At 61.1% G+C, this 17,823-nt stretch carries 15 protein-coding genes; 2 read left to right on the forward strand and 13 right to left on the reverse strand.

The window, feature by feature from the left end; genetic code table 11:
• Positions 1-8: 8 nt before the first annotated feature.
• From AN936_RS18435 to AN936_RS18455, 5 genes are all read right to left on the reverse strand, one after another.
• Positions 9-1,232 carry a hypothetical protein gene (locus tag AN936_RS18435; protein WP_149037720.1) on the reverse strand — a complete coding sequence of 408 codons (1,224 nt, stop codon included), beginning with the start codon at positions 1,230-1,232 and terminating at the stop codon, positions 9-11.
• 26 nt (positions 1,233-1,258) lie between these two features.
• Complete coding sequence (locus tag AN936_RS18440) at positions 1,259-3,445, reverse strand: GumC family protein (RefSeq protein ID WP_054589356.1); 2,187 nt, start codon at positions 3,443-3,445, stop codon at positions 1,259-1,261.
• 18 nt (positions 3,446-3,463) lie between these two features.
• Positions 3,464-4,204 carry a polysaccharide biosynthesis/export family protein gene (locus AN936_RS18445; RefSeq protein ID WP_084758532.1) on the reverse strand — a complete coding sequence of 247 codons (741 nt, stop codon included), beginning with the start codon at positions 4,202-4,204 and terminating at the stop codon, positions 3,464-3,466.
• A 72-nt stretch (positions 4,205-4,276) separates the two neighbouring features.
• Entirely contained in the window at positions 4,277-5,698 is a 1,422-nt protein-coding gene (locus AN936_RS18450) for an O-antigen ligase family protein (RefSeq protein ID WP_084758533.1), read from the reverse strand.
• Between the two features lie 171 nt (positions 5,699-5,869).
• Positions 5,870-6,655, reverse strand: a complete 786-nt coding sequence (locus AN936_RS18455; RefSeq protein ID WP_054590415.1) for a metallophosphoesterase family protein — start codon at positions 6,653-6,655, stop codon at positions 5,870-5,872.
• 250 nt (positions 6,656-6,905) lie between these two features.
• Between AN936_RS18455 and wecB the strand changes: the two genes are divergently transcribed.
• Positions 6,906-8,021: a non-hydrolyzing UDP-N-acetylglucosamine 2-epimerase gene (wecB, locus tag AN936_RS18460; protein WP_054589358.1), complete on the forward strand. Its 1,116-nt coding sequence runs from the start codon at positions 6,906-6,908 to the stop codon at positions 8,019-8,021.
• Positions 8,011-9,303, forward strand: a complete 1,293-nt coding sequence (wecC, locus tag AN936_RS18465) for a UDP-N-acetyl-D-mannosamine dehydrogenase (RefSeq protein WP_054589359.1) — start codon at positions 8,011-8,013, stop codon at positions 9,301-9,303. Before wecB ends, wecC begins: the two co-directional genes overlap by 11 nt.
• Before the next feature lie 207 nt (positions 9,304-9,510).
• Here the strand turns inward: wecC and AN936_RS18470 are convergent, their stop codons facing one another.
• From AN936_RS18470 to AN936_RS18505, 8 genes are all read right to left on the reverse strand, one after another.
• A complete protein-coding gene (locus AN936_RS18470; protein WP_054589360.1) occupies positions 9,511-10,023 on the reverse strand; it encodes an RNA polymerase sigma factor in 513 nt (170 codons plus the stop codon).
• Positions 10,020-10,511: a hypothetical protein gene (locus AN936_RS18475; protein WP_234715632.1), complete on the reverse strand. Its 492-nt coding sequence runs from the start codon at positions 10,509-10,511 to the stop codon at positions 10,020-10,022. The genes AN936_RS18470 and AN936_RS18475 overlap by 4 nt, the downstream gene beginning before the upstream one ends.
• Before the next feature lie 219 nt (positions 10,512-10,730).
• Positions 10,731-11,651, reverse strand: a complete 921-nt coding sequence (locus tag AN936_RS18480; RefSeq protein ID WP_054589362.1) for a nucleotidyltransferase and HEPN domain-containing protein — start codon at positions 11,649-11,651, stop codon at positions 10,731-10,733.
• A 40-nt stretch (positions 11,652-11,691) separates the two neighbouring features.
• Positions 11,692-14,502: a MobF family relaxase gene (gene mobF, locus AN936_RS18485; RefSeq protein WP_054589363.1), complete on the reverse strand. Its 2,811-nt coding sequence runs from the start codon at positions 14,500-14,502 to the stop codon at positions 11,692-11,694.
• On the reverse strand, positions 14,502-16,403 hold the full coding sequence (locus AN936_RS18490; protein WP_054589364.1) for a type IV secretion system DNA-binding domain-containing protein: 1,902 nt from the start codon (positions 16,401-16,403) through the stop codon (positions 14,502-14,504). The genes mobF and AN936_RS18490 overlap by 1 nt, the downstream gene beginning before the upstream one ends.
• Positions 16,400-16,768, reverse strand: a complete 369-nt coding sequence (locus AN936_RS18495; RefSeq protein WP_054589365.1) for a hypothetical protein — start codon at positions 16,766-16,768, stop codon at positions 16,400-16,402. Before AN936_RS18495 ends, AN936_RS18490 begins: the two co-directional genes overlap by 4 nt.
• A gap of 207 nt (positions 16,769-16,975) precedes the next feature.
• Positions 16,976-17,503, reverse strand: a complete 528-nt coding sequence (locus tag AN936_RS18500) for a hypothetical protein (RefSeq protein ID WP_149037721.1) — start codon at positions 17,501-17,503, stop codon at positions 16,976-16,978.
• A 62-nt stretch (positions 17,504-17,565) separates the two neighbouring features.
• On the reverse strand, positions 17,566-17,739 hold the full coding sequence (locus AN936_RS18505; protein WP_054589367.1) for a helix-turn-helix domain-containing protein: 174 nt from the start codon (positions 17,737-17,739) through the stop codon (positions 17,566-17,568).
• Positions 17,740-17,823: the final 84 nt, after the last annotated feature.

A 17,823-nucleotide genomic window follows, 5' to 3' on the forward strand; every position in this document is an offset into this window, starting at 1 on the left:
ACTGGCAGTCAGGAGCCGGGCGTATTTCCGGCTACGGGCGATATCGAGACATTATCTATATAGGCGTCCAGCCCGAGCGCATCGTCGGGAACGTCCATCTCCATCGATAACCAAAACCACCGGCAGTTGTTATTCTCGATCACAAAGTCACGCCGTTGCTTGCCGGCGACGAGCGGAACCGAAAGCGGTGCCATCGCGCCGACATTCAATTCGGCGCAGCGGATGCCAATCGAAAGTCCGCCATTCTGGTTGGGAATGTTTCCAGAAAGCGACCAGCTAAGCTGGAAATGTCCGGGTGGAAGGCGCAGCAACTGCTGGGCTGCTAGCCCTTTCGCGCCACCGATCGCCGAAATCGCCAATTTTTTGTCATTCGGATTGATCGAAGCGCCCAGATTGCCAAGCGTTGCGAGTTCCCAGTCAAAGGGGGCGAACAAAGGAGATCGCGCAAAGTCGCCATTGCGCACCAATTGGGTGTTGCTGTGGCCGAGTCCCAGCGACAGCGCCAATCGTTCTGCCGTGTTGAACTGGCGCTGGTTCACAAGTCGCGCGATCAACGTCTGATCCGTCGGAGTTAATGCGCCTTGGCTCCAAGGCCCGCGCGCGAGCTTCATGCGCAACGCGGCCGCATTGGCGAGGCTGGCTGGTCGCGTAACTACCGACCGCCAATAATCATCGGCCCAGCGGGGCTTGGCGCCGAGCACCGACAGAAGCGCCTCGACCGCATCGGGGCGGGCGGTCGCATCGGCCATCGCGAGAATATAGGTCTTCCGCGCTTGCTCATTTGTCAGCACTGATCGGGAAAGCCAAGTAAAGAAACCGCGCGAATCGTTGCGCTCCGCCGATGCCGCGATCAGTTCCCTGCTGATCAGCAGGTTTCGCCGCGTAAGCTTTCCCGCCAGCGTGAGCAGCGCCACGCCCTTTTCACGTGCGCCTTCGGCCATCATCGCCTTGGCTAAAATGGCAAGCGCGGGAGCCGATAGCGGCTCTGTACGATAGGCCCGATCAGCCAAGGTCCGCTCGATCCGGGTTACGCGCGTGCCGCGCTTTTGCTCCTCACGAGTGGCAAAAGAGGCAAAGGCAAAATTGCCGCCTGCTTGCGGGTTAAGCGAGTATCCGAACAGCGGTGCCGGAGTGGGCATCCGGATCTCGTTCCCGATCGCATGACTCCACAGGCCCACGCCTCCAGCGAGGACAATGGTCACGAACCAGCCCAATATACGCCGAATGTTCATGCTGTGATCAAGTCGCCATCCATGCTTCAGTTCTTTTCAGCACTGGAACCATAGCCATAACCGTAGCCGTAGCCGTAGCCGTAGCCGTAGCCATAAGCGCTATTCTTGGCCCCAACCTTGGTGACGATCGCCCCGAATATTTTGGCTCCGCCCATCCGAAGTCGCGCAAGCGCGGTCGCCAACGCGCGGGTCTTCGTCGAATTGGCTTCGATGGTGAAAAGCACGCCTTCCACACGACGGGCGATGAGCGGCGCATCGGCCAACCCCAGCAATGGTGGCGCATCGACGATTACATGGTCGTAACGCCGTGTGAGAAGAGCGATCAAATTATCGAGCCGGTCGCTGTCCAACAGTTCCGCAGCGTTCGGGGGCAACTTGCCGGCCGTTATCAACGAGAAACCATGGCTCGGCATTTTCATGATAATGCCATCCAGATCGTCGTCGCCGGCCAAGTAATGGCTAAGGCCCCGCTTGTTCTCCACGTTCAGATATTTATCCTGAGACGGATTGCGGACGTCCGCATCGACGAGCACCACCGATTTTCCCGTCGCCGCGAGAGTCGTCGCCAAGCATAGCGACGAACTGCTCTTTCCTTCGCGGGGGCGTGAGGATGTCAGCATGATTGATCGCGGTGCGCCATGACTCGTCAAGAACGTCAAGTTGGTCCGTAGCGAGAAATAGGCTTCGTAGGCCAATGACTTCTTGTCTGTGATCGCCTCTGCGAGCGTTTGATCCTGAATCTCCGGGATCGTGCCCAGCAGCGGCAACCCGAACCGTTTCGTGACATCTTGTGGATCGCGAATGGAGCTGTCCATCTTTTCAAGGATGAAGATCAGCACCGCAGCCGCCACAATCCCGAGAAACAGAGCTAGGATCAAGTTCAGCAACAGATTGGGGCTAGACGGAGATTCTCCCGGTCTGGCTACATCGACCATCGAAACATTGTTCGTGCCCACGCCGGACACGCCGATTTCCTTATAGCGCTGCAATAGCCCTTCATACAGTTGGCGGTTCGAATCGACCTCACGCTGCAGGATCGCCATCTCGATCGAGTCGCGCTGCTGCACATTATATTTCTGGGTCAGGCCATCGAGTTCCGCCTGCAGGTCGTTCTCGCGCTTTAGCGCAGCATTATAGGCTTCGCGATTTCCCTGCGACGAACGCGTGCTTTCCTTTGCGATGCTGCGATCAAGATTTTCAAGCTCGGCGCGAAGGGAGATGACCGTGGGATAACCATCGGCGAATATGGTCTGCTGTTGCGCCAGTTCGGCGGCAACTTCAGCACGCTTCTGACGCAAGCTGCTGATCGTCGTAGCGTTGGTCGCCGCATTCCCCGTCAACGTATTCGAAAGTTCAGCTTCCGTTGCGATTCGCAGCTCCCGCGCTTTCGCAAGCGCCTCGCTAATGGCTTCGATGTCGGAGGCGACCAGCGTCTGCGTCTGCGTCCGCCCATTGACGTCCGTCTGCGAGGAAATCGTGACGATCCCCTTGCCGGTGCCGTAATTGATCAAAGCGCGCTCGGACGCCTCTAGATTCTGGCGCAACGATGCGAGGCGCGCCTCCAGATATTTGCGGGCATCCGAAGTTGCAGCGAAACGGCGGTCGATGCTCGCAAGCAGGAACTGCTTCGCCCAGAGGTTGGCAAGCCTGGCAGACAGCGTGGGAGACGGCGTCGAGAAGCTCACGTCGACGAGACTGGAATTACGCACCGGCGAAACGGCCTGCTGCGCCAGCAGGATTTTCGCTATCTGCCGCGTCCGGTTTTGACGCTGCGCGCTAGTCATCGAGGCATCAGGATCGTCAAGCTTGAAAGCCCCGAGAAATTCTCGGTCGGCCGTCAGATTGCCTGCGCGTACGACGCGTTCGGCAAGCGATTCTGACTGCAACAACGAGTACTGCGTGTTGTAAAAGGCGACTTCGTTCACCAGCGCCTTGTCGCGTTGTCCCTCGACCGACGTTGCGACGGGAACGTCCGGCAAGATTTCGAGCCGCGTCGTCGAAGTATATTGCGGGGTCGCAAGAAAGGTCGCCAGAAAACCAAGCACCAAGAACGCCGCGACGATGGCGAGCGCCAAGTTGCGATGATTGAGGGCAGCGGTCCATATTTGCTCAATGATCGGCAACTCTTGCCGGAGCGCGTCATCGCTGGCGTCACCCTGAAAGGGTTGCGCATCGCCCAAGGGGGTCTCGCGAGTTTCGGTCAATTGGTTCATTTGCGGAGCCAGTCCTATTTACAGTTCGCGAGCCAATAGAATGATCGGCGATAGCAACGCCGGCCCAATCTGAAGAATATCCTTAAACTGTCTCCGCGCCGGAGAATCGCCTACGATGACAACATCGTTGGGGAAAATTTCTGGGTCAGAGTAATTTCCGCGGCGGATCGCCTCAAGGTTATAGATGCCGACATATTTCCTGCTTCCGACATCACGAAAAACGACCACATCCTCGAGCTTTGCATATTCATTGACGCCCCCGGCAAGTGCGACGGCGCGCATCAAGGTGACACGGCCGACGACAGGATAGGAGCCGGCTCGGTTCACCTGTCCGTCGACAGTGACCGACATCGATTGCACCGATAGCGGATTGACGGAGGATTTGAAATTAACAGTCACCTGCGGATCGCGAACATACTTCCCGGCCAGCCTGTTTCTGATTTCTTCTGCGACGACACTCGGGGTTTTCCCTGCCGCGGCCACCGCTCCCACCAGCGGAAAGGAGAAATTCCCTTCGCCGTCGGTCATGATATCGCGCTGCATGTCAGGGATGCCAAAGACCTCGACACGCAATTCGCTAAACGGACCGACGTAGGCGAGCCGCGTCGACCGGACGACATCGCCAGCTTCGGGTTCGGGCAACGAGGCCAAAACCGTCACAGGTGCGTTGGGCACGCTCGCGACGGGCGGAGCGTCCTTCGCACAGGCGGAGAGCAAGACCGTTGTCCCGGCCGCGATGCTGAGGGCGAATTTTCTCATAGAATCATGGTTCCAGCAATGGTTGGAGTTCGGCCTATAGGCGCAACAGATACGCCGCAACCCGCTTCACGTCTAATCCCCGGCTATTCCGGCCTTCTTTGGGCAACAGAGAAGCACGACGAAAAAGACCGCCATCACCTGGATCGACGGCACGCGAAGCGGATAGTCGAAGATGCTAGCGATCGCTAGGAACAAAATCACCATCAGCGCGCACAGCCGAACGTCTCCGCGATATCCCTTGATAAGATTGCGAGTCCCTGTCGCCGCGACGCTTCGCCCGATCCAGATGATTGCACCCAGCAGGATCAGCGCGAACGGCACGCCTCCCGTCATCACTACTTCGGCCCAATCATTGTGGGCATGGTTGAAATAGCTGGGCTGCAAGAGTTTGTCGGGCTCAAACATCTCGTAAACGTCTGGAAATGAACCGAAACCGCTACCGAAGACCCAATATTTTGCGATCATGGCCTCCACCGTCGGCCACGCCGTGACACGCAGATCCGATGCAATGTCGCCATCGACCAGTCGGCTGAATCCGGTCGTTCGGCTGGAGAGCCACAGCGCCAATCCAAGCAAAATCGCCATCAGGACAGGAGGAACGTACGTCAGAAAGCGACGCTCCGGGCGGCGCGCGACTTGCGAACGTCCCGCATGGTCAGGCCGAAGGCGCCAAGCGGAAAGGACAACGATATAGCTTACCATAAATGCCAGAATCCCCGCACCTAGCCCCGCCCGCGACCCGATGAGGGCCGTCATTGCCACCAGCACAAACCCCACGATCAAAAGTCCGTTCTGGTGCAGTCCGCGCCGGCGCTTACGCATCATTTCATCGCGTATCAGCGTCGCTACAATCGGCACGCAGCAGGCAATGAATACGGCGTGATGATTTCGATTGGCAAAAAGACCAACCATCGCGTCGGCACTCGTTATACGATAAAGGTATGCGACGCTCGACGAACCCGAAAATATCTGAACAATGCCAAGAACCACGCTAAGACACGCGATTGCGACGAAGGCGAGAAGCAATTCGGCGTAATCGTCCCGGTCGGTCGCCGCGATGACCAGCAGTGCCGAGATGGGCACGGACATCGCCAGTAAACTATTGGCCGTCTGGGACGGAGTCAGCGAAATCGGACGCCAGACGTCGGATTGATCCAATAGCCGGTCGATAGTGACGATGGTGTCGCGCCCACGCAAACTATGCCATAATTCCGGCGGCAACGGAATGAGTTGCACCGCCATCCATATCGTCAACGCGACCAAGAGAAGCAGTGGCATGCGAATTCTGCGCCAGTCTTCCGGCTGCAGTTCGAGGGCCGTCCAGAAAGCAAAAAGCAAACATCCGGCGCGCAAAACAGGAAGCGACGCGACGTCGCTACGCGACGCCCCACCCAAAATGAACACAAAAACCAGAAAAAATATCGGCAGCGAAAGCCAATATTTTTTTGTCTCCGTTTTGGACTGAGAAATGGTGCGTCCTGATTCTACATTCATGCAATTTGATTTCTAATTCTCGAAAAAGCATCCAATTTTGGCGACATTCGGGCGCTTAGCCTGCTGAATTAGCGTGCCAAACATAATAAGACAAGCGCGCGCCGGGCCGACGCCATAAATCAGCTCTGAACCGCTGCTGGTGGGGTGCAAAACCGGTCGCGCCGTCGTGGTTTAAGCTGCCTTGCGGATCGCACCTTCGCGCGCGAACAGATACCATCGCTTTCTCCCCTCCAAGCCGATCGCTGCCAAAGTTCCGCTGCGGAAAGCGCCTGTGTCGATCCCAATTCGATTGGCTTGCTCGTCCGGCTCCGCCGTAATGCTATGTCCGTGGACGATCATCTTTCCATGTTCGTCGAGAGCATCCAGGAAATCATCACGAATCCATCGCAAATCGGCCAGCGATTGCTTGTCAAGCGGCACCCCCGGCCGAATGCCGGCGTGTACGAAAACATAGTCGCCAATTTCGATGACGTCCTCGCCCATTCCCAAAAAATGGACGTGGTCGGCCGGAACAAGGTGCGGCAGCCGATCGGCCACATCCTGGAAGCTGGCGCCATCGAGATCCATGTCGTCATTCCAGTAGCTGCGCACCGTCGCATCGCCACCGATTCGCATAAAGTAGCGCACCCGGCGCACATCACCAGTCAGCGCGGCAAGGAAGCATTCCTCATGGTTTCCGATGAGTAAGCGTGTATCCGCAAATTCCTTGTGGAGTTGCATTGCGCGGTCGACCACCGAGGCGGAGTCGGGGCCGCGGTCGACAAGGTCTCCAAGCAGTACAAGCGTGATATCGGCAGGACCTCGCGCGGCATGGTCGGCGCGGATAAGATCGATCATCTCGGCGAAAAGGTCATCGCGTCCGTGGATATCCCCGATCGCATATACGCGCTGTCCTTCGGGGATCGCATAGCCGCGAGGTGTCGCCTCGATGGGCTCGCTTTTGCGCTTCCAGAACATGAAAATATTTACCAATCCGCTTCTAGATCAAAACTCTAATCGCCCAAAAAAGGCCCAGCCAACCACGGCCCCTACCGCTGCAATCGCGCGGTGACAATATACGCCACAAGGGCGCATTTGTTGCAATGCAGGCTGCCGCATAGCATAGCCTTAAAAAAAGCCTCATGCTCAAGGGCGTTGCTGCCTATTTTTCGTTTAACAATTTGCCCGGCCGTTCCTGCCTCTTCCTAGCTTCACGGGAGCCTTTTAAATGAAAGTCATGACGGTTTTCGGGACGCGCCCGGAGGCAATCAAGATGTTTCCCGTCGTGCATGCACTGCGCGACCGATCCGATATCGATGTTCGCGTCTGCGTGACTGCGCAGCACCGTGAAATGCTCGATCAGGTACTCCACATCGCGCGCATCGTGCCCGACATCGACCTTGACGTGATGCAAGCGAATCAGACCCTAGACGGTCTTCTCGCGCGGCTGGTGATCGGGCTCGGCGAGGCCTTCGACGCCGAAAAGCCCGACCGCATCCTTGTGCATGGCGACACGCTGACAACGATGGCGGCGACATTATCGGCCTATTTCCGCAAGATACCGGTCGGACATGTCGAGGCCGGGCTGCGCAGCGGCAATATTTATCATCCTTGGCCCGAAGAGGTGAACCGCAAGGTCGCTGGCGCGGTCGCCGACATGCATTTCGCGCCGACCGAAACCGCATCCGCTGCGCTGCGCGCTGAAAATGTCGCCGCTGACCGTATCCATGTGACGGGCAATACGGTGATCGATGCGCTGCTCGCGACCAAGGCGCGGATCGACGAGGAGCCCGCGCTCGCCGCGGGGCTAGATCCGATCGCTGCACGGTTCACCGGCAAGCGCATCATCGCGGTTACGTCGCACCGCCGCGAGAATTTCGGCGATGGGATGAGGGCAATTGCGGAGGCGATTGCCGCGCTTGCCGCGCGCCCCGACGTCGCGGTGGTTTTCCCCGTCCACCCCAATCCGCATGTCCGCAGCGCAATGGAGCCGATTCTCGGCAATCTCCCGAACGTCGCGCTGATCGATCCGCTCGACTATCCGCATTTCGTTCGTCTCCTTTGTCTCAGCGAACTCGTGCTCACCGACAGCGGCGGATTGCAGGAGGAAGCGCCTTCGCTCGGCAAGCCGGTGCTCGTGATGCGGGAGACGACTGAGCGTCCAGAAGGCATCGCCGCAGGCACTGCACGGCTGGTAGGTACCGACCGCGACCGGATCGTTTCCGAAATTTTCAGCCTTTTGGACGATGAAGGCGCCTATGCCGCCATGGCCCGCGCCCATAATCCCTTTGGTGACGGTACAGCGGGGACCCAGATTGCGGAGATTGTCGCGCGTGCCAGTTGATATCGAACAGAAAGTTACCGTGGTCGGCCTGGGGTATATTGGCCTTCCGACCGCGGCACTCATCGCCCGTTCGGGTTGCAAGGTCACCGGCATAGACGTCAGCGCGCATGTGGTCGGAACGGTCAACAGCGGCCGCGTCCATATCGAGGAAGTCGATCTCGACGGCCTCGTCCAGGGCGTCGTATCGCGCGGCGCGCTGGTCGCCTCGACCGAAACCGCCGCCGCCGACACGTTCGTCATCGCCGTTCCGACACCGCACGATGAGGCGCATCGTCCCGACATCACCTATGTGCTTGATGCCGCGCGCAAGATTGCAAAAGTGCTCGAAGCCGGCAATCTGGTTATCCTCGAATCGACCTCTCCCGTCGGCACGACCGAGAAAGTTGCAGAATTGCTCGCCGCCGAGCGTCCCGATCTCAAGATTCCGGGACGCTGCTCCGGCACGCCCGACATCTTCATCGCCTATTGTCCCGAACGCGTGCTGCCAGGCCGGATTCTCGTCGAACTGGTCGATAACGACCGTTGCATCGGCGGCATCACTCCGCGCTGTGCGCGCCGTGCGATGACCTTTTACCGCCAGTTCGTCCGCGGCGCCTGCGTTACCACGACGGCACGCGCCGCCGAAATGGTCAAGCTGGTCGAAAACAGCTACCGCGACGTCAACATCGCCTTCGCCAATGAGTTGTCGATGATCGCCGACAAGATGGGCGTCGATGTATGGGACGTGATCCGTCTCGCGAACCGCCATCCGCGCGTCAACATCCTCCAGCCCGGCCCTGGCGTCGGCGGCCATTGCATCGCAGTCGATCCGTGGTTCCTCGTTCACGGCGCTCCCGACGAAAGCCGCCTGATCCGTACCGCGCGCGAAGTGAATCTGGCAAAGACCTCGCATGTTATTGCCGCGACCGCCGCGCTTGTCGCGAGCCATCCGCAAGCGAAGGTCGGCGTTCTCGGCCTCGCCTTCAAACCCAATATCGACGATTTCCGCGAAAGCCCGGCGGTCGAGGTTGCTGCGGCCCTCGCGCGCCAGTTCGGCGCGCGCATCCAGATCGTTGAGCCATATGCCAAAAGTCTGCCGGTCGAATTCGCCGACAGCGGGGCCAAACTTGTCGAGCTGGACGATGCGTTAACCGACTGCGACCTCCTGATTGTGCTTGTCGATCATGACGTCTTCAAATCGGTGCCGCTCGAGGAACGCAGTGGTAAGATCGTTTACGACACGCGCGGCCTTTGGCCTGATCAGCAATGGCCGACATCAACGCAAGAACGCCACGTTGCTTGAAACATACGATAGATGTCCAGTTCGCCTGCCGGGTTACGGCATTGAGCGGCGGCTGCTCTTCCCAAGTCGGGATTCGATGCCTCCCGCTTCGAGCAGTCCGATTGATAACGGGTCGATCTACATCTTGTGATCATTCGCTAGAACGGGATCGATAGGCCGTGTACGCCTCCCTCGAGTGCGAAGCCATCGTCTCGGCGCGCCTCCCAATTACGATAGATAAAATGCAACGGTCTTTCGGCATCGTGAGAGTGCGCGCATCATATGATATTCAACGCCCTTTTCCCCGAGCTTGAGACTTTCCGCTATCGCTCGATAAGACATGCCCTTCAACCGATGCATCAGAAATATCCTCCGCGTCCGTTGCGGGAGGGCAAGTAGCGCTCGCCGATAGGCTGCTCGAATCTCCCGCCCCTCGAGCTTCCATTCCTGTTCCGGAGCGAGTGGAGCATCACGGGCCTCGTCCAACGGGTAGAGCACGCAACCTTTCCGTTGCCAAGTCCGCGCCCGGTTGATTACCAGATTATGAGCCGTCCGTGTCAAATAGCCGTTTGGATTTTCGAGCCTATCGAAAGCCCCGCTTCGTAGCACACAGGTAAATGCCTCCTGCACCAGATCAGGCGCTTCATCACGCCCAACTTTCCTCCGGAAGAAATGGAACATCCGATCATGCTGCGCCAGATAGAAGGCGTCGAACGTAGGGTAGGGTCCAACGGTGGTCATGGCCGGTCTCCCCGGCGCTCACCCATGGGCAGCGGCGCATCGCGCGACGCACGATAGAGTGCTATCCCAGCCTCGATCCGATCGAGAATGAAGGTGTCGCGCTCGGCCTTCGCGGTGCGGATGTCAGATTTCGAATAAACCTCGATATCGACCGCACAGCGACTGCCCAGCTCGCGGTCAATCGTCGCCCGCGCGCGCCGCCAACAACGCTCGTCGGCGAAGAGCGGATGATTGACGACGACCCAGAATCCATAATCGGAAAATTCGATCGTCCGGCTGTCTTCGTACCAGGATCGCCGCGCATAGGGGCCGATGAGGATGATCCGCTTGATCCGTCCCGGCTCGGGCGCCTGAACCTGCGAGGGGTCGAAGAGGCCGCGCAGGATGCGGGTGATGCGCTCGATTTCGCGCTGCTTGCGCTGGATGAGATGGCCGACGCGCACCATTACGACTTCGCGCGCGTAAACGTCGGGTGTTGGGGGTGTCATTTGCAGCTCGCACCACGGCGGTCCGCGCGATTGGGCGCGGATGGGCAAGCGGTGCTCGCTGTGGTGCCGCCGAAGCGGCTATCAGCAACCGTCCGACACGCGGCCGGACCTACATGATGCCTGGCAGGATAATCCCCGGAATGGCCGCCAGTCGTTCCATTCCGTGCCGACGATTATGCCAGAATCCGAGAGTCCCGGCAAGCGGGTCCGGCCCAGCGCCTATCGGCGCGCCGCCGCCTCAAGCTCGGCGATCTTGTCCGAGCAGACCTGATGGACGACGCGGCCAAGTTCCTCGACGCGATCGCCAAGCCACGCGAGTTCTTCTTCGCTGATCCGATAGTGTTTTGAGTACCTTGCCTTCGTGTACGCTTCTTTCAGCTTCTGGAACATCGCTCGCTCGCGATGCGTCGCTTCGGGCCAGATACCGAAGAGACGACGGTCAAGTCCTTCGGCGAGTGACCGCAGGAACGCGATGTTATGATTGTACGGCGTGTAGAAGGTTAGGGTAAGCAATAAGCATCCGTAAAGCCGTTCGGTCGCTTGGTGCATTTGGAAAGCAGATTCTTTTAGTCTGCCGCGGCTCCGCGCATATTTTGAGGTATCGAGAAAACCGGCTGCGCTTGGCATCCATTCCTCAAAATATTCCCGCGCCGTTTCGAGCGCCTGCTCAGGTGTCTTCGGCTTCGGCGTAGCCAGCTCTCGATCGTCCGCTTCGTAAATTGCGACACCGTCCTTCGCGACCTCCATGAAGAAAACGCGGCCATGCGAGAGTCCGTCGTTCACCTCATGGAGGCTGTGGACGATGAAGTTGACCGGCGTGTGCAGGGTCTTCTCGATCGTGTAGGCGCGAATGAGACGTTCCTCGGCCGTGGCCCAATAGGCGGCGCGGTCGGTCATCTCCTTCTGGCTGACGATGATGAGGATATCATAGTCGGATTTATACTGGTTCGCCGAGAACGGAGCATCGACCCAGTCGCCCCGCGCATGACTACCGAAAAGGATGATCTTGAGGATGCGCGCTCCCTTGCGCGGCCCGGTCGCATTCTCGGTCGCTCCCCGAAATTCCTCGAAGATCGTCTCGACGATCCGTTCAAGCTCGCGCTGCTTGGCGGCGGGAAGATGGGTGAGATCGGTACGCATGCAGCGGAATCTTCGGGAAGATCGGCTGCTTTGGCAAGAGCTAAAGCCCCATGCCGGGCAGCGAGGCCGCCGCTTGCGAGACCGCTGCGCTGATCGCCTTGTCGGCGGCGGGCGTCGCGATGGCTGCTTGCGATATGGCCGCCCCCGCGACCGGCGCACGCGATAGCGCGGTCTGGACGACCCCGGCGCGTTCCTTGATCGCTGAGGTCAGTTTCGTGCGATCATCGGTGACGATTGTCGCCGACTCCTTCGCGCGCGAAATGCCGACATAGAAGCTTTTCTGATTGACCAGATTGGTCGCCTTGCTGTCGGCGTGGATGATCACATGATCGGCGGTGCGCCCCTGCGCGGCGAAGGCGGTGTCGACATAGGCGTGGGCGATATGCCGGTCGCGCGCGGCATCGAGGTCGAGAGTCTGTACCTGTCCACGCGCGCTAAGCACCGTCGCCGTCCGCGCCTGCTCGTCGATGGCCGTGACTTCGCCGCGCGCGCCGTTGATCCGCCCGGCCTCACGATCGTTACGGGTAAAGCGGATACTGTCGCCGGTCCGGAGATCCATATTCTGGGGCGCGAACACCTGCGCCTTGCTGGCGCCCCATTGGCGGAGCCGCCAGTCAACCTCACGCCCATCTCCGGACCTCAGCGCGATGGCGGCCTTGGCCGGATCGACCGCCTCGACACGATAGGCCTCGCTGCGGACGACGCCCTTGTCGGCATAATCGCGGGTAAAGCGAACGACATCGCCCCGGTCATAGCTCAGCGGGTCGCGCGCCTCGGCGCGGGTGAGCCCCTTGTTGACGAGGCTTTCCACGGCGACGGCGGGGCCGGAAAGCGCGCCCGACCTGACGAGCGCCGCCCTTATGTCTGCTGTCAGCGCATCGCGCCCTTCGCGCGATGGTTCGATGACAAGCGTTCGCGCCCGCGCCGCCTTGTCGAGCCCGGCATAGCGTTCGGCGATGGCGGCGAAGCGGCCAGTGCGATCGGCCTGTTCGACGATCTGGCCACCGCCACGATCGAGCGCTGCGAGCGCTTTCTTCGCATCGCCCTCGATCGAGGCGAGCACCGCCTCCTTCGTGACCGCATTGCTCTGCCGGACGATTTCGCCGAGCGTGGCGGTCTGCATGCCGGCACTCTGAAGCTGCGCAAATGCCGCGCCGGCCTCGACCGATCCGAGCTGCTTCACATCACCCACCAGGATCACGCGGGCATCATGCTGCTCGGCCAAGTCGAACAGCCGCGCGGTATCGCGCGCCGACAAGAGCGAGGCCTCATCGACGATCCACGCGACCGTCTGGCCGGGCACCGACTGTTCCGGCGCCAGCAGATGGCGCGCGACGGTATCGCCGCGCGTGCCGAGCGCCTCGCCGAGTGTCATCGCCGCCGATGCCGTCGGCGCGAGGGCGACCACGCACACGCCGCGCGCTTCGGCCTCGCGCGCGAAGGTGGCGAGCACTGTCGTCGTCTTGGCAGTGCCAGCATAACCCTGCACGGCGGTGATCCGATTGCGACTGGTAAGAAGCTGCTCGGTCGCGGCCTTCTGGTCATGGTTCCAGCCAAAGCCGGACCGCTCCGATTGCGCCGCCGCTGCCGCAACCGCCTTGGCGGCGGCAAGCGGCGAGGCGATCGGCGCTAGCGCACTGCGTCCGTGGGTTTCGATCCGAAGCAGCGTCTTCTCGGCCGCGATATTCTGGCGAGTTGTGAACCCGGCGAACGTCGCACCGCGCCGATCGAGGAAGGTACGGTCGACCAACTCGCGCTCCTGCGCAGCCCGCCCTATCGCTTCGCCAATCTCGGCATAGCCGACCTTCCCAAGTCCAACCCGCCCCGCTTCTTCGTGGAGCGCCGCGACCGAGAACACCGATTGCCGCTCGCCAAGCTTGTCGGCGGCATGGCCGACGGCGCCATCGGCGATCGATGGATCGGGAAGGTGGAGGCCGCTCGCTGCATTGGCCTCGGCCTCGCGCACTAGCGCCAGCCGGGCCTCGGCATCGAATCCCGCCCGGTCGGCGGTTTCGCGCCAGTCGGCGACGAGCGCGCCATGATCGGTCGCGACTTTCGCCTGCCGCGTATCGAGCGCGGCAACCTGTTTTTCGGCGGCGCTGGCTTCCTCGCGCGATGTGCCCCGTTCGCCGAGCGCCACCTCGATCTCGGCGCTGCGCGTACTGAACGCCGCCATCACGTCCGCCGAGACACCCTTGATCTCGAACATCGACTCCTTGCCCGGTACAACTTCATAGCCGAGCTCGCGGACCTTCAAGGCCAGCTCCTGCCGGTAGATCGCGCCGATCTGCTTCTGTAACTGATAGATCGCGCGCGGTTCGAGGCTGCGCCAGCTTCCATCCTCACCCTGCGTCGCGTTCATGATGACATTATGGGTATGAAGCTGCGGGTCCTGCGCCCGGCTGGTGCCGTGCTGAAAGCTCGCGACAATCAAATTGCCGGTGGCCACGCGGCTCACCGTTCCGCCATGCCGGACCCGGGTCGCGGCCATATGCGCCTCGACATGCGCGAGCGCGGTCTTCACCGCCTGCCCATGTGCCTCGATTAACCGCCGGTCGCCCGCAACCTCGGCCATGACCGACACCGACTTGGGCGCACTCAGAGTCACATCCCAACCGGGGCGATGTTCGAGCTCGCCGTCGCGGACCGTGCCGAGCTGCTGGCCCGCGATCTTGCCGTCGAGCAGTTCGCGGAAGGTATCGCGATCGACGTCACCCGACAGGCCGAGTTCCTCCGCGCCTTTGCCGTGCCATTCGGACGGCGACAGCCCGCCCTCGGCATAATAATCGTCGGCCTCATAGTAACTGCTCGCCTGCGCTGAACTGGTCAGCGCCGATACCGACGCGACCATCAGATCGGTCCACCATCGTCTGCGGGCGGGGGTGCCGGCGGCTTCTTCCTTGCCTTCGGCTTTTCGACGACCTGCTGTTCGACCGGGGATTGGACCGCGCTGTCGGGCTCGTCTTTGGGCGCCTCCTTCAACGACCGGTGCCAAAGGGTCGTATCCGGGTTCGCGGCAACAAAGGCGGGCTGGCGCGGCTCGCCCCGCTTCTCGATATGGTCGGCGGTGAGCGCGATGCGCGCGACGGGGAGCCCATCGGGGAACAGCAAATAGCCCTCATAGCGTGCGAGGCGGAGTTCGCTTTCGAACACGGCCGGCCGGGTCTTGCGCTGGCGGCCGAGCGTTATTCGCGGCTTGTCGTCGCCGTCGCCGAGCGCGCCGGTCATGGTCTGGACCTCGACCTCGCAGGTGCCGATCGTGTCGCTGGCCCAGCGCCGGGACTCGCCATCGCCCATCTGGAGGAACAGCTTGGTGTTGCAGCAGCCGAGCATGGATTCGGCAAGGTCGTCGCCATAGCGATGCCGCATCTGCCCGACGCCCTGGAAGGTGAGGACGACTGCCGCCCCGAACTTGCGGCCCTCGGGCAGCAACCGCGTCAGATTGTCGACACGCGGCAAGTCGGCAAGCTCGTCGAGCAGGAACCAGACGCGGCGGTCCGAGGACGGAGCAAGGCCGAGCATGGCGCTTGCGGCGCATTCGAGCCAGCAGGCCAGCAGCGGCTTCAGCGCCGCAAATTGCTCTTCCTTCCGCGGCACGAAGATCCAGGGCTTGGCGCCCTTCGTCTCGTCGAGACCGGCGATGAACTCCCGGAACGAAAAGACCTTCTCGCCCTCTTCGGGCATCCGCAGGAACTGGATCAGGTTCGCGGCCTTCGCGAGCATGAAGAGCACGCTGCCGGTGGCCCGGTCGGCGTCGTCCGAGAAGGTGCGCGCCGACGACGTATCCTTGAGCCAGGTCTTGAGCTTGTCCTTGTCCATCTTCTGCAGCGCTTCGAGCAGGTCGGGCAGCGTGCACTTCTGCTCCTTCCAGAGTTCCCGGATCATGTTGGCGACGAGGATGCGGCTCGTTTCCAGCCACACGTCGTCGTCCTGCTTCCCGGTCTCGGTAACGAGTTGCTGCGCGATGCGATCGGCATCGGCGGGGTGGGCGATCTCGGCGAAGGGCGACCAATAGACGCAGCGGGCATCGAACGGATTGAGGATGATGTCGCCGCACTCGGGCCGGAAGTAATGGGCGATGAACTCGCCGCTGGTGTCATAGACCAGCGCGGCTTCGCCGCGCGCGGCGATCCCGTCGAGCATCTGGCGCAGCACCGTCGTCTTGCCGCTGCCGGTCGTGCCGACCATCGCCATGTGCCGGGTTTCGAGGCGGCGTGGAAAGGGAACGGGACCGATCGTCAGCGGATGCGAACCGGCGTCGGCTCGCGCCAGCTTCACAAGCTCCTTCTCGCTCGTCACCTTGGTGCCGTCGATCACGCGATCGCGGAGCGCGCGTTCGCGCCTGCGCGCGGCGACATCGCGGAGCAGGAACAAGCCTGACAGCCACGCTACAAACCCCAGCATGGCGCCGCGCATGACGAACGACTTGGCGATGCTCGCCCGGCGGACGAAATAAGGATCGGTCGCAACCGTGCGAGCGGGCGTCAGATAGTCCGTCCCTTGGTAGCGGACGACTATCCCGGGATCGCCACCGCCGCTCCCCGCAAACCACGACAGCATCTTCGCATGATAATGGGTGCCGGTGTCCCGAAGGATGCTCGGGTCGAGCGTCAGATAGGGCGCGGCCAAACCGCCGAGCGCGATCGACGAGACCATGATCGCAAGCTGTCTTTTGAACCGCCGGGTCTGGCTGTAGCGAAGATGACGCCGCAGCGTCTCGGCATGAAGCCGGAGATCGTGAGGCTCGCTCATGACCGTTCCTCCGCTGCCGCCTTTTGCCGGTCATAAGCCCGCTGCGTCTCTGCGGTGATGACGTCGTCGCTCTTGCCGCCTCCCTTCGCCGCGCTGCGCGCATAGCAATAGGCGGCGCACGCGGAGTGCAGGGTACGGTCCAGAATGCTTTCGACGTCGGCGAGGCGCGTGCTGATCGACGCCACCTCAGCGACCAGTTCGCGATCGTCGGCATGGCTGGCGATGGGATTTGTCTGCCCGTCGATCCCTGTCTTCACGCAGCGGCGAAGCATCGCGTAAACCGTCTTGCCCTGCTGGTCGGCGAGTGCGCGAAGCGCCGTGTCGAGCGCCGCGGGCAGGCGGACGGAATGTTGGACAGTCTTCATCGCGCCGCCTCCCTGAGGGTGCGGATAGCACCCTCGGATTTTGGTGAGAAAGCGTCGCTTTGGCGAAGCGACTGCGGGGCGCACTCTGATCGCACCCTCGAAAAGTGGCGGAAAAGCTGGATGCACCCGTGCGTGAGGTGTGTATGCAAATTACGGGTCCGATGCGTAGCATCGCGGCCCTGCGACCTTGCGTCAAAGACGACCGATTCAGGCATGATCCGGGCCCTCCGTGACGGGGCGCCTAGCTCCCTTGCGAGCGACCCAGTCGGCGATCATCGTCTTGGCTTCGCGGTCGGCTGTTTCGCGATCGTAAGGATTTCTTGCCGATGGAGATTTGCGGCGGCCATTGTCCGCAAGCCAAGCGAGAATAGCGCGGTCGATAGCAGCCCGCATATGTTCGCGAAGGTCGTTCGCCTCGAAGGGGTCGAGATCAATCGTGACGCCGCGGCTGAAGATTTCTCCGCCCAAAGGAAGATCAAAATCGCCTGCCATTTGAAGCGGACCATCGATGTGACAGCGGCTCCCATCTCCGTCGTATGTGGCAAGCGGCGGTCGCTCGGCGTAGCGCCAGAAATTGACTGCGGCGCGGTAGGTGTCGCCATCCTCGCCATGGGCGAGCAACTTTTCGATGATCGGCCACATGTAGATGGCGGTCTGAACATCGGCTTCGATGTGCATGTCGGGCTTTCGGCCCGAAGAAAAAAGACGAGCGAGAGCCTTGCGAAGAACGGACATGTCTTGTCCTCCTGAATCGAGAAGTGATCGGGATGCGCGGGCGGCAATTCGCCGCGTCGGTATCAAGTCTCGGGGCGAGCCTCGGTGAGCCGCGCAATGGATGCGGTCGTGATCAGCGTTCGCGTGCCGATCTTCAGCGCATCGACCTGGCCGGTCTTGATGAGCTTGTAGATGGTGCTCCGGCCGACGCCGAGCGCCTTGGCCGTGCGGTTAATCGAGTATGCGATTTCTTCCATCGTCGCCTCCTTCCGAGTGCCGCGATGCGGCGGGCGACAGGATCAGTTGCAGTTATGTGCTCCGAGTTCCAACGGAGTGCGGAT

The sequence above is a fragment of the Sphingopyxis macrogoltabida genome (genome assembly GCF_001307295.1).
Classification (GTDB): Bacteria; Pseudomonadota; Alphaproteobacteria; order Sphingomonadales; family Sphingomonadaceae; genus Sphingopyxis; species Sphingopyxis macrogoltabida_B.